The sequence below is a fragment of the Allobosea psychrotolerans genome (assembly GCF_002917105.1).
GTDB lineage: Bacteria > Pseudomonadota > Alphaproteobacteria > Rhizobiales > Beijerinckiaceae > Allobosea > Allobosea psychrotolerans.
In genome coordinates this window covers 244,908-256,467 of record NZ_PQFZ01000006.1, presented here as the reverse complement: position 1 = coordinate 256,467, position 11,560 = coordinate 244,908, and the positions used below count along the sequence as shown (strand labels likewise).

Genomic DNA, 11,560 nt, shown 5'->3' with positions numbered 1-11,560 from the left:
TAAGCCGGCCTCGCGCCGGAAACGACGCGACCATGTCCGGACGCGGGAGTAGCTCAGGGGTAGAGCACAACCTTGCCAAGGTTGGGGTCGAGGGTTCGAATCCCTTCTCCCGCTCCAGGACATCTTAGTACTGAAGACTGCCAAAGGCGCCGGATTTTCCGGCGCTTTTTGCGTTTGGGGCTTGGACCTCGGGGGCCTTTCTGAAATGCCGCGAAAGTCCGCGGTTACATCTCGGTTCCAACTACGGCCCGATCTCAGATCGGACCGCCCAGGCCAGCCTGCCAACTCCTAATGTTTGAAGCAGTTTTCCAAGTGCCGCCGCAGGAAATGCGGATGTGGACGATCGTGAGCTTTGAGCGGCGGCAGGGCTCTGGCTGTCTTGTCGACAAAACAGTGTACTCCGTCGGAGTCTTTGGCCTGTCGGGAAATCAGGATATCAAGGTCGTCGGACAGGCTTGTGCGATCGCGAAGGCTACCAGGCCGTAATTGTGAGTTCGAGCGGACCGAGAAGTGGATCGCGTCATCGGTATCCAGGTCTCTCAGCCGGATCAGCACCACTTGCCGGCGCCGCTGCCGCAACCGCGTTCGTCGCCTTGCTCGTCATTGCCGCCTCGTTGCAGGAATCTGACCCTTCTGCAAACCAGGAACGGTTCAGACCGCAATTCTTGGAATAACAATGGGCCTCAGGTCCGCGGGTCGTAACACGGCTTGGGGGCTCAATGCGGTAGCCCAGTCAAAGTCCGCCAATGCGCGTCTGCGCGACTGGCCGGAGAGGCATTGCAAGGCTTCGACCGTAGACGAAAAAACCTGCTCGACCGCTGCCCGACCTTCAATGGTTGCGCCGAATGTTGGGCAGAGACGCTCGATGTCGAACTTCGTTGCCAGTTGCTGCAGGTCCTCGATCAACGAGTCGCAATAGGCACCGCAGAGCCAATCAAATTTTTGAACCAAGGCGTGCTCGACGACCTGCGGAGTAACGTCTTGTGCTTGCGGGCGAGCCACCCAAGGCCAGGGCGAGAACGGATTGGGCAGGAAGCCAAAAGAATCCGCTGTGAACAGGCTGCGGCTACGTCTCTCATAGAACCAGGTCGTGAGCAGCAGTCGCAAGCTCGGATTGATGACCTCGAGTTCGAAGTCCTCGACGGTTAGGCGATCACCAGGCGCGATCGTGACCAGGTCGGCCGGTGCGGCCTGAGTCCGGGCATTGGACTGTACGGCCGCGGCGTCGAAACCATCGAAAAAGTCCAGCGGATTGATGCCGCCGAGCGAGAGCACCTCTCGAATGCGATAGCGGTCCACCAGCCAGGGCAGGTTGACCATGGCATCGGGCTCCCAACGGCTAACCAGTAACCGTGGCGCTCCCCGGCCCGCCAACAGGCGGTCCAGCCCTTCCGCGATGCACTGCCGGTGAAGGCCAAGTCCACTATCCAACACTAAGGCTTCCCGCTCGCCGAGAAACACGTAGCACTGGAAGGGCACCCAGCCACGCAGCCCCTCAGAAATCCAGCTTATCGAAGTTTCCGCGGGAATGCCGCCGCCGACGGCATAGAGCCCTGTCGCGATCTCCACGACCGAGGCGGGCATCGTGAATCCGGCACCGGGCTCCGGCCGACGCGCTGCTGTGCCGCCGGTCGTGATCATGGCACGGCCTCGACACGGGGACGAACCGTCATGCCGAGCTTGACCAGCGGCAGCATCGCCTCACGCTCATCGACGACACCACCATGTGCGGTGGCGATGATCGCCGGCTCAAGCACTTTGATCATCTCGTCGATATCATCGAAGCTATGTTGCGGGTCTGTGTGCCGGGTCCAGTACATTGCGCGCTCGTTGAAGAACTGGATCATGCGCACATCGGGCAACGGCTGCTCGCTGGTGAGCAAGTCGCACTGGCTTTCCTCATGATAGTGCAGGTAGGCAAAGGCGTCCGAGACAAACAACGTCCGCTCCAGCGTGTCGAACGCCCATAGTGTGTCGCGCAGATCCCGCCAAATAGGGGGAATGAAAACGATCCGGCGATCTCCGAGATCGAGCGCCTCGCCGGCCGAAACATGTCGCATGCGGTGCGCATGCTCTGGATAGAAGAGGGCGAAATCCCGCAAGGCGCCTACCGCGAGAGCTTCGGGATAGAGATCCATCCAGTTGGTCAGGAGCCCACAATGGGGCAGCTCCCCATGGGTCGGAAAGATGTAATCGAGCGGCCGGCCGTTGAGGAAACGAGATATGTCGCTCTCCAGGCGCCGGGCATCGTAGGCGTTGCCCGTATCGACCAACATGGTCTTCTCCGAGCCCAGAACGAGATATGTGCACACATGCGAGTGCACGTTGCGTCCGTGATAATCGATGTTCAAGCAGCCTCCCGTCCAGAGCAGAGTGTCGCTCAGCCTGCGTGGGAAGCGACCGGTCGGCCGGTCGCAGGAGGGGCACGCCATTGGCAGTCCTCATTGGTTGCTACGCGAGTGGCTTTGCGTCTCGTCAGGGCGCAGAAGCCCCGATCGCGGCGAGTCCGGCCTTGCAGCACTCCATGTCCTGCAAATAGTGACCACCGCTTATGCCAATTGAGCCAATCAGTTCTTCGCCCTCCATGATCGGATAGCCCCCTCCAAAGACGATGAAGCGCGGGTATTGGGTGATGCCGTGCAGCAACGGAGGATCTTTCTGAATCCACTCGAAGAGCGAATGTGTCGGGCTGCGAAAGCTCGCCGAGGTATGGGCCTTGTCTTCGGCTATCTGCGCCGCGAGCATCGGCGCATTGTCCATGCGAACGAAGGCCTTGAGCTGCGACGAGCTGTCATAGATCGCGATACACACGGCCACGCCGATTTCCTTGGCCTTCTCTGCCGCGCCCTGCGCGGCCTTGATGGCGGTCGCGCTGTCGATCGCGCGCATGACAATGCTACTCATGAGACACCCTTCCCTCGATAACGGATATGCGAAGATCAGAAACGTGGCAGGCCGGCGTCAGCCGGCCATCGCCCGAATGCGCCGCATCGCGGCGGGGGACACGTTCATCCCTTCGACCCTGATAGCGCCGATGCCCGCGACGGATTCGACGACAGGCAGAACCGCTGAACCAAAGGTTAGTGCCTGCGCCGGGCAAGATATGCAGGTCCCTGTGAAAGCGAGCGAGACGTCGCCCTCAGGTGATATCGAAACCACTTCGACATCACCTGCATGGGCGCGCAGCTTGGCCCGGATCCCAGCCAATGCCTCGTCGACAGCATTCTCCAGCGACCGGACCGGCTCTCCCGAAAGCCGCGACATCAGTACGCTGCAGCAGCTGCCGCCGTCCCTGCCGCGGCCTTCTTGGCCCTGAGTTCGAGCTTCTTCTTCTCGACGTCGATTCCGAAAAGACGCGCCTGATTTTCGCCGAACATTTTTCGCTTCATCTCGCGCGTGATCTCGGGATAGCCGTAGCCGTCCTGTAGATCCTCGGGCATCTGCATGTCCGCGAAAAGCTTGATATAGGGCTGCAGCGACGGCCAGACGAACGCTTCCGAGCCGTAAAGCAGGCGGTCCGCGCCAACGAACATCAGCGCTTTGCCCAACATGTCCATCGCGACCCGTGGCTGGATCGGATAGATGTTGATCCAGGCCGACAGCGCCACCCAAATGTTCTCGTGCCGCGACGCGATGTTGATCGTATCGTCCACGAAAGGCATGCCCAGGTGGTGAATGATGAATGTCAGCTCGGGAAAGTCGATCGAGGCCTGCTCGAGATCGTTCGGCCGCTGATGTTCCAGCAACTGGCGGCCGAACGGGAAGCCTTTGTGAAACTGGACGCTGGTGATGCCGAGCTTGAGCGCCTGTTCCCAGAGCGGATAAGCCACGTGCCGGTCATCGGCTCGCCAGGCGGAACCGTTGAGTTGCGACTGATAGAACTTGAAGCTTATCGCGTTCCATTCTTCCTTCTGTCGGCGCATCTCGTCGAGCGCGCCGCGGCTGCCGTGATAGAGCGGGTCGACGCCGCCGCAGAAGACGACGCGATCCGGATAAGCGGATGCCAGCGCGTGATTGGCGCGGGCAGGCGAGAACCCTTCCTTGAACCAGCCCATCAGCGGCACGGTCTGGGCGACAGCCATGTCGGTGTCGGACTCCTCGAACAGGATTCGATGCGCCTCCGCCGGCTCAATATGCCCTTCCCCGAAATCAGGGTGGGCGATATAGGGGCCTTTCGAGTATAATTTCGCGGCTCCCCAGATAGAATCGATCATCTTCCGGCCAGGTTCCCCCAGTTTATTGGAGGTTCGGTTGTCGAACATGTGAACGACATTGTCGAAGATGAAATAATCGTCGTACATGAAGAGTCCCTCTCTATTCGAATTATTGTAATTGTATTACAGAGTGTGCCGTTTCCAATGCTGACGTCAATCGGGAAGACCCGCCCGTCTCGCAAAGCGGAACACTCAGACGCCGGCGGTCTTCTCCAGCACAGCCCAGCCCTGAGGCCCGATCTTCTCGCGCCAACTCTTGTAGTAATCGGTCTTGCCGAGCGCCTCGCGGAACATGCCGGGTGCCGGCCGGTGAATGGCCACGCCGTTGCCGGCGAGAGCCTTTTCCGCATTCGCCTCGGCCTTGGCTATATCTTCGCGCTGACCGAGCGCCGCTTCGCTGAACCGCTTGACGACGACCTCCTTCACGTCGTCGGGAAGGCGGCTCCACGCGCGCCGATTGGCCACCGGGATGAAGGCATCCCAGCTGTGGTTGGTGATGGTGATGTTCTTCTGGACTTCGTGGATCCGCATCGAGTTCAGGGTCCAGAGCGGATTGTCCGAACCGTCAACGAGCCCTGTCTGCAGCGCGGGATATAGTTCACCGAAACTCAGGCTCGTCGGCGAGGCGCCGAGTGCGGAAAACAAGCTGGAAAGGATCGGCGCAGGTGGAACGCGAATCTTGAAGCCCTTGAGATCGCCAGGTTCGCGGATGACGCGATTTCCCGACGTGATCTGACGAAACCCAACGTTGAACGCCCGCCCGACGTGCTGGATCGTGCCAACCTTGGCGACCTCGGCGGCTAGAAACGCGCCGAGCTCTCCGTCCATGGCAGGCCAGATCTTGTTGTAATCGCTCCAAGCGAAAGCGAGCGAATTGATGCCCGCCAGCGGTGCGATCGGCATCTGATTACCGTAGCCGCAGCAATAGAACTCGAGCGCGCCGTTGCGCACCTGGTTCAACTCCTCCGTGATGGTGCCGAGTTGGCTGCTTGGGAAGAGCCGAATCTGCAGTCGCCCGCCTGTGTCTTGCTCGATTGCGCGGATCGCCGCGCCAAAGCGGACATTCATCGGATCGTCGGGCGCCAGGTCGGTCGCTAACTTGTAGGTGAATTCGGCGGCGCGAAGGCGCCCGACCGACAATCCCGCGAAGATGGTCGCCGCCGAGCCGGCGACGAACAGACGTCTTGAATGTTTCACTTTCGACCTCCCGAGATCACGATGCGCGGCGTAACTCCCGACTGCGCCGCATCGGCCGACGCCAGGTTCGCCGTTCTGTCTTGAAGCATCGCCCTCGTGCCACGGCGCGCAACCGGCAATCGCGGCTCGTCTCACGCAGCGAGACGCCGCGGGTTTCGGCCTTGCCGCACGCCTCCCCCACCGATTGCCTGAACGCAAACAGGCAGGCTGGCCGCCATGGTGCGGCTCGACGCTGCCCATTGGGGGAGGATGAGCGATCATGCAGGACGATGTGTCCGTCGGGACAGCAGGAAAGCTCCCCTCCACTCCAATCGACCGGCCTGAGGCAGAGCCGAAACTCCCGCCAAGGCTGCCCTCCGGGTCCGTTCCCGTCGGCTTCGACGTGCTGGCGAAACTCTCGCGCGCAATCACCTTCTTCGCTGAGCATCTGGCTGCATGCATTGCCTTGGCCATTGCATGCATCTTGCTCGCGGGCGTGACGTCCCGCTATGTCTTCAACCAGCCGTTACACTGGTCCGACGAGGTCGCCTCCTTCCTATTCGTCTGGCTGACGATGCTGGGTTCGATCATCGCGCTTGCCCGCAACGGACATCTGCGCCTAACAGCGATGGAACGGCGTGCGGGCCCGCGCACGAAGACCGTGCTTAAACTTGCGTCCGGTCTACTCATCTTCGTCATGCTCGGCTGGATGCTGATGGCCTCCGGTGAGCATCTTGAGGACGCTTACTATTCGATCAACCCGATGCTGCACATTTCGGACGCGTGGCGTTCGGGCGCCATGAATGTTGGCCTGGCCTTGCTTGCGGTCGTGTCCTTCGCGCAGGTCGTAATCGGAGCGCGGGGCAACGCGGCGGAATTGCTGATAGCACTAGCCAGCGTCACCGCGGCGGCCGCGGCACTCTATGGGTTGAGCCTTGCGACAGGCGGACGCTACGACCTGGTCTTGTTCTTTCTCGTGGCCGGCAGCGCCTGCGTCCTCATCGGCATGCCGATCGCCTTTGCTTTCGGACTCGCCGCGCTTGCGTTCCTAAACTGGACCACCTCGATCCCGATGAGCATCGTCGTTGGCCGCTTCGAGGCCGGCATGTCGCATCTGATCCTGCTGTCGGTGCCGATGTTCATCGTGCTGGGCCTTATGTTCGAGATGACCGGCATGGCCCGCTCGATGATCGCCTTTCTGGCCTCTCTCGTCGGCCACCTGCGTGGCGGTCTGTCCTTTGTCATGCTGGGGGCAATGTATCTCGTCTCTGGCATCTCGGGCGCCAAGGCGGCCGACATGGCAGCGATAGCTCCTGCCATGGTCCCAGAAATGCGGAGACGCGGCGTGCCTGACAGCGAGCTCGTATCGTTGCTGGCCGGAGCCAGCGCCATGTCCGAGACCATTCCGCCAAGCCTAGTGCTGATCACTGTCGGCGTCGTGACCGGCGTCTCGATCGGTTCGCTCTTCGCCGCTGGGCTCCTGCCCGCGCTGGCTCTGGCCCTGCTCATGTGCGTAGTCGCGCGTTACAATGCGGGCCGTGATAATCTCAGCATGCCGGTCCGCGCTACCTGGGCGACGACGTCGCAAGCTTTCTTCGCGGCAATTCCGGGCCTGATCCTGCCGATCGTCATTCGCACCGCAGTCGTTGAGGGCGTCGCCACTGCCACCGAGGTCGCAACGATCGGCGTCGTCTACATCCTTGTCGCTGCGCTTGTCGTTTATCGCCGCTTTGATCTTGCCCGCTTCTACGAAGTGCTCAAGGAGTCGGCTACTCTTTCCGGCGCGATCATGATCATTCTCGGCGCTGCCAATGCCGTATCCTGGGCGTTGACCCAGACCGGTTTTTCGCAGGACCTCGCAAGCCGCATCACCTCGATGCCGGGCGGAGCCGCCGGCTTCATGGCGATGTCGATTCTGCTTTTCGTGGTTTTCGGCAGCTTGCTTGAGGGCATCCCCGCGCTCGTGATCTTTGGGCCGCTGCTCTTCCCAATCGCACGTTCGATGGGCATCCACGAGGTTCAATATGCGATGGTGGCGGTGCTCGCGATGGGGGTAGGGCTTTACATGCCGCCCTTCGGGGTGGGGTATTATACCGCTTGCGCCATCAGCCGGATCGATCCCAGCGCGGGCATGCTGCGTATCTGGCCCTATCTCGGTGTCCTCATCCTGGGGGTGACGATTGTCGCCGCCGTGCCCTGGATTTCCACGGGCTTCCTCAGCCGATGAGGCGTGACTGTCGCATCAGACCAGCCCGGGCGGAACGCCGGGCTTCGGAGGGAAGAGTCCGGCCCGCCCCAACATGGCGGGCACTGGCTTGCCCAGCCGATCGGCCAACCATGATGAGGCCGCGATCAGCGCTTCGCCGTCGAGCCCGGTTGCGATGCCCATCCGCTCAAGCATGTACCAGAGATCCTCAGTAGGGATATTGCCGGTCGCCGCAGGAGCAAATGGGCATCCACCGATCCCGCCAAGGCTGCTGTCCAGCCCGGAAAAGCCGCTACGGACGGCGGCGTAGGCATTGGCGAGTCCGATATTGCGGGTGTTGTGGAAATGGCCCCTTAGTCTGACGCCCGGCGCTTCCCGTTCCAGCGCGACAGCGAAGGCCTCTACTGCCCCAGGGTCGGCAACACCAATCGTATCAGCAAGGGTGAGTTCATCGAGTCCGTCGGCGGCGAGCCGGCCGGCAATCTCCAGTACACGGCCTTGCGGGACCAATCCCTCAAACGGGCAACCAAACGCAGCGCCGATCGTAACAGAGTAGCGGATGCCGGCGCGACGGGCTTCATCAGACAATTCGCGCGACACGGCCAGTGAGTCAGCGATCGTGCTGCCCTGGTTTCGACGGCTGAAACTCTCGGAAGCCAGCACGACGACGTTGATGCTGCGCACGCCGGCGAGAAGCGCGCGCTCAAAGCCCCGCCGGTTGAGAACCAGCCCGATGAGCTCGGCATCCAGACGTTGCGGGATGCGCGCAAAAAGCGCTTCGGCATCTGCCATCTGCGGCACCAGGCGCGGATTCACGAAGCTGGAGACCTCCATGCGGCGGACGCCCGCCCTGAGCAGGAGTTCACAAAGCCGAACCTTGTCATCGGTTGCAAAGGTGCGGCCCTCGTTCTGCAACCCATCTCTGGGCGCAACCTCGACAATATCGATGTTCTGCATCTCGAATCTCAATTTTGCATGCAATGGTGGCTGCTGAGTTTTCTTTCCGGGCAGGGCAAGGACACCGTAAATGCCATAACTATTTGTAAAAACAACAAAATACTTATTCTCAGAATGTGAGACGCAACAGGTTTCACTTTGACGCGCTATTTATTGCATCCAATATTGGGAAGCTTGGTCCGACTATGGAGCCGCCAGTGACGACAAATCCGAGATCCGGCCCACTTTCAAACTTGCGCGTCATCGAGATGGGACAGCTCATCGCAGGCCCATTCTGCGGGCAGCTCCTCGCCGATTTCGGGGCGCAAGTAATCAAAATCGAGCCCCCGGCCGGCGGCGATCCGATGCGGGTGTGGGGGCGAGAAAAACCGCATGGGAAATCTTTGTGGTTCCCTGTGCTTGCGCGGGGCAAGCAATCGGTAACGCTCGACCTGCGCCAGCCGGAAGGCCAGCGACTGGCAAGGGAGCTCATCGCTGGCGCAGATGTGCTGGTGGAAAACTTCCGGCCGGGAACCATGGAGCGCTGGAATCTGGGTTATGACGAACTCTCGGCCGTCAATCCCGGTCTGATAATGGTGCGGGTCTCCGGATATGGACAAACCGGACCCTACGCGAAGCGGGCCGGCTACGGCGCCATCGGCGAGGCCATGGGCGGATTGCGTTACGTGGTCGGCGATCCGAAGTCGCCGCCCAGCCGTGTCGGCTTCTCGATTGGCGACACCCTCGCCGCGACTTTCGGCTGCCTGGGTGCCCTGGTCGCGCTGCATGCACGCAAGACCACCGGCCGGGGCCAGATCGTCGACAGCGCGATCTACGAGTCCGTGCTCGCCATCACAGAGAATCTGGTCACCGAATATGCCAGCGCCGGCTATGTGCGGGAACGCACCGGTTCAATGCTGCCCAACATAGCTCCCTCCAACGTCTATCCGACGCGCGACGGCATCGACATCCTCATCGCCGCAAATCAGGATACGGTGTTCGCTCGCCTCTGCACGGCGATGGACCGTCCGGAGCTGGCGCAGAACGAACGCTACGCTACACATGGGGCACGCGGGGCCAACCAGGTCGAGCTCGACAGCCTTCTAGCGGAATGGACAGCGACGCTCGCCGCCGGCGATCTGGAGGCCCTGCTCGAGACGCACAGCGTGCCCGCTGGACGGATTTACCGGGCTCCGGAAATGCTTGCCGATCCGCATTTCGCCGCGCGGGAGGCGATCATCCGGCTGACCCACCCGATTCTCGGCGATCTCGCAATGCAGAACGTCTTTCCCCGGCTTTCCGAGACACCAGGATCTGTCCACTCACTCGGCCCTGAGCTCGGCGAGCACAACCAAGCGATCCTGGGCGGCTTGCTTGGGCTCGACGAAGCCGAGCTCGGCCGGCTATTCCGACTCGGCGTGGTTTCGGCGAGCCCGCTGCCGCCAAAGCAGCCTGCCGAAATGGACGCCGCCAGGGCTCGAGGCGATCTGCTTGCGCCGAGCGGAGCCTGATCTGCCATGGCGACGCCGACCAATCAGTCAATTGTCAAGGCCTTCGACATCATCGCCATCGTCTGCGCCTCGGCGCAGTCGCGCTCGCTGCGCGAGCTCGCGGCCGAAGCCGACCTTTCGCTGGCTTCGACGCATCGCATCCTCGGCACGCTCAAATCGGTTGGCGCTGTTAGGCTGACGCGCAACGGTGGCTATGAGCTTGGCGCGATGATCGCATCGCTACGCAAGCGCGATCTCCAGTGCCAGCAGGACATGCGCGCCGAAATCCAGCACGAGATCAACGAACTGCATAGGGATCTGGGCAGCAAGGTTACGCTTGCGGCACTCAACCGGTCGACGTTCATGTTAACCGTGGCAGAGAGCGGCGCCTGTGGCGTCTCGGAGATCGGAAACAGCTACGAGCCCTATTTTAGTGCTCCGGGGAAAATGCTGCTCGCAGGCCTGTCGTCGAACCTCTTGTCGGAATACATCGCCGAAGCGCCATTCGCCGCGTTGACGCCCGGGACAATCGTCGCTCCGGCGCAACTCGCCAGCGAGATCAGGCAGATCCGCCGTTGCGGTTATGCCACCGACAATGAGGAGTATCGCGAGGGAACCAGGGGCGTTGCAGTGGGGCTTCGGGATCGCGCTTGTGCATCGATCGGCGCCCTCAGCGTCAGTGACAGCGCCAGCAGGTTGCCGCAGCGTGCCACGCTTGAGATCGTCGGTCGTCTCAAAGAAACCGCACGTGCCATCGAACAGACCCTCGCCCGTTCGGCCAAGTTTGGCGACATCCTGACTTTGTACAGCGAGGATTGAGCCGAACCCTCTCTTGCACGATACTGCGATCTTTCAGCGGCACACGAGTTCCTTGCCAGAGGCGACATGGCAGAAGCAGTCGAACGCGTCTATGTGGCCATCCGATCAGGCATCATCGATGGCACGTACCCTTCCGGTACGCCGCTTCGCGCCGAAGGCTTGGCGATCCAGCTCGGCGTAAGCCGCACGCCCGTACGCGAGGCGTTCCGACGGCTCGACGCCGAGGGCCTGGTCCGCATCGTGGCCAATCAGGGCGCGCGCGTCACCGGTTGGAGCCGACGCGCAATGGAAGAGGTCTTCGGTATCCGCGTCCGGCTCGAGAGTTACGCCGCCGAGTTGGGCGCAACCACCCTTTCGGAAGAGGCTATCGATGAGCTCGACCAGTTAGACGTCCAGATGAGAAATCTCGCTGCGGGCAAGGCAACTGGCTTCATCGATGCGATAGCCACGGCCAATAGCCGGTTTCATCGCATCATCGTCGATGGCTCGATGAATCAGCGCCTGGCCGCGATGATCTCAATGGTCGTCGAGACGCATCTCATTGGCATGACGTTCCGTAACTATGGTCCGGGCGATCTGGCGCGCAGCATGTCGCATCACAGCGAGCTGGTCTCCGCCTTCAGGGCTCGCAACGGCGCGTGGGCTAGCGCCGTCATGCAGAGCCATATCCTGGCTGCCCGCAGCGTCGTGATCGCTGACAGCGACGAAACCTGACCCGT

11 protein-coding genes and 1 tRNA gene are annotated in these 11,560 nt (G+C 61.5%); 5 read left to right on the top strand and 7 right to left on the bottom strand.

Features of this window, described 5'->3' with window-relative positions:
• The first annotated feature begins 42 nt into the window (after nt 1–42).
• Nucleotides 43–117 (top strand) — tRNA-Gly (locus tag CYD53_RS13165).
• A 534-nt stretch (nt 118–651) separates the two neighbouring features.
• Here the strand turns inward: CYD53_RS13165 and CYD53_RS13155 are convergent.
• The 6 genes from CYD53_RS13155 to CYD53_RS13130 form a co-directional block, all read right to left on the bottom strand.
• Complete coding sequence (locus CYD53_RS13155; protein WP_103718540.1) at nt 652–1,641, bottom strand: MBL fold metallo-hydrolase; 990 nt, start codon at nt 1,639–1,641, stop codon at nt 652–654.
• Entirely contained in the window at nt 1,638–2,351 is a 714-nt protein-coding gene (locus CYD53_RS13150; RefSeq protein WP_181011847.1) for an oxygen-binding di-iron domain-containing protein, read from the bottom strand. Before CYD53_RS13150 ends, CYD53_RS13155 begins: the two co-directional genes overlap by 4 nt.
• A 124-nt stretch (nt 2,352–2,475) precedes the next feature.
• Nucleotides 2,476–2,889 (bottom strand): GlcG/HbpS family heme-binding protein, encoded by a 414-nt coding sequence (locus tag CYD53_RS13145; RefSeq protein ID WP_181011846.1) that lies wholly within the window; start codon nt 2,887–2,889, stop codon nt 2,476–2,478.
• A gap of 72 nt (nt 2,890–2,961) precedes the next feature.
• Nucleotides 2,962–3,264: a NifU family protein gene (locus tag CYD53_RS13140; RefSeq protein WP_103718537.1), complete on the bottom strand. Its 303-nt coding sequence runs from the start codon at nt 3,262–3,264 to the stop codon at nt 2,962–2,964.
• The gene (locus CYD53_RS13135) at nt 3,264–4,301 is read right to left on the bottom strand and encodes an amidohydrolase family protein (protein ID WP_103718536.1); all 1,038 of its coding nucleotides are present in this window, start codon (nt 4,299–4,301) and stop codon (nt 3,264–3,266) included. Before CYD53_RS13135 ends, CYD53_RS13140 begins: the two co-directional genes overlap by 1 nt.
• A 105-nt stretch (nt 4,302–4,406) precedes the next feature.
• Nucleotides 4,407–5,411 carry a TRAP transporter substrate-binding protein gene (locus CYD53_RS13130; protein ID WP_181011845.1) on the bottom strand — a complete coding sequence of 335 codons (1,005 nt, stop codon included), beginning with the start codon at nt 5,409–5,411 and terminating at the stop codon, nt 4,407–4,409.
• A gap of 259 nt (nt 5,412–5,670) precedes the next feature.
• Between CYD53_RS13130 and CYD53_RS13125 the strand changes: the two genes are divergently transcribed.
• Nucleotides 5,671–7,617, top strand: coding sequence for a TRAP transporter large permease (locus CYD53_RS13125; protein ID WP_103718535.1), 1,947 nt, complete (start codon nt 5,671–5,673; stop codon nt 7,615–7,617).
• Nucleotides 7,618–7,632: 15 nt separating this feature from the next.
• On the opposite strand, the gene CYD53_RS13120 is transcribed toward CYD53_RS13125, so the two are convergent.
• Nucleotides 7,633–8,553: a hydroxymethylglutaryl-CoA lyase gene (locus CYD53_RS13120; RefSeq protein WP_103718534.1), complete on the bottom strand. Its 921-nt coding sequence runs from the start codon at nt 8,551–8,553 to the stop codon at nt 7,633–7,635.
• A gap of 197 nt (nt 8,554–8,750) precedes the next feature.
• Here CYD53_RS13120 and CYD53_RS13115 point away from each other — a divergent pair, with 197 nt between their 5' ends.
• From CYD53_RS13115 to CYD53_RS13105, 3 genes are all read left to right on the top strand, one after another.
• Nucleotides 8,751–10,043 carry a CaiB/BaiF CoA transferase family protein gene (locus CYD53_RS13115; RefSeq protein ID WP_245928216.1) on the top strand — a complete coding sequence of 431 codons (1,293 nt, stop codon included), beginning with the start codon at nt 8,751–8,753 and terminating at the stop codon, nt 10,041–10,043.
• Between the two features lie 6 nt (nt 10,044–10,049).
• Entirely contained in the window at nt 10,050–10,841 is a 792-nt protein-coding gene (locus tag CYD53_RS13110) for an IclR family transcriptional regulator (protein ID WP_103718532.1), read from the top strand.
• A 66-nt stretch (nt 10,842–10,907) separates the two neighbouring features.
• Nucleotides 10,908–11,555: a GntR family transcriptional regulator gene (locus tag CYD53_RS13105; protein ID WP_103718531.1), complete on the top strand. Its 648-nt coding sequence runs from the start codon at nt 10,908–10,910 to the stop codon at nt 11,553–11,555.
• Nucleotides 11,556–11,560: the final 5 nt, after the last annotated feature.

Coding starts and splice junctions, on each gene's coding strand:
- CYD53_RS13155 (WP_103718540.1), bottom strand. CDS start 1,641: ATGATCACGACCGGCGGCACAGCAGCGCGTCGGCCGGAGCCCGGTGCC.
- CYD53_RS13145 (WP_181011846.1), bottom strand. CDS start 2,889: ATGCGCGCGATCGACAGCGCGACCGCCATCAAGGCCGCGCAGGGCGCG.
- CYD53_RS13140 (WP_103718537.1), bottom strand. CDS start 3,264: ATGTCGCGGCTTTCGGGAGAGCCGGTCCGGTCGCTGGAGAATGCTGTC.
- CYD53_RS13135 (WP_103718536.1), bottom strand. CDS start 4,301: ATGTACGACGATTATTTCATCTTCGACAATGTCGTTCACATGTTCGAC.
- CYD53_RS13125 (WP_103718535.1), top strand. CDS start 5,671: ATGCAGGACGATGTGTCCGTCGGGACAGCAGGAAAGCTCCCCTCCACT.
- CYD53_RS13120 (WP_103718534.1), bottom strand. CDS start 8,553: ATGCAGAACATCGATATTGTCGAGGTTGCGCCCAGAGATGGGTTGCAG.
- CYD53_RS13110 (WP_103718532.1), top strand. CDS start 10,050: ATGGCGACGCCGACCAATCAGTCAATTGTCAAGGCCTTCGACATCATC.
- CYD53_RS13105 (WP_103718531.1), top strand. CDS start 10,908: ATGGCAGAAGCAGTCGAACGCGTCTATGTGGCCATCCGATCAGGCATC.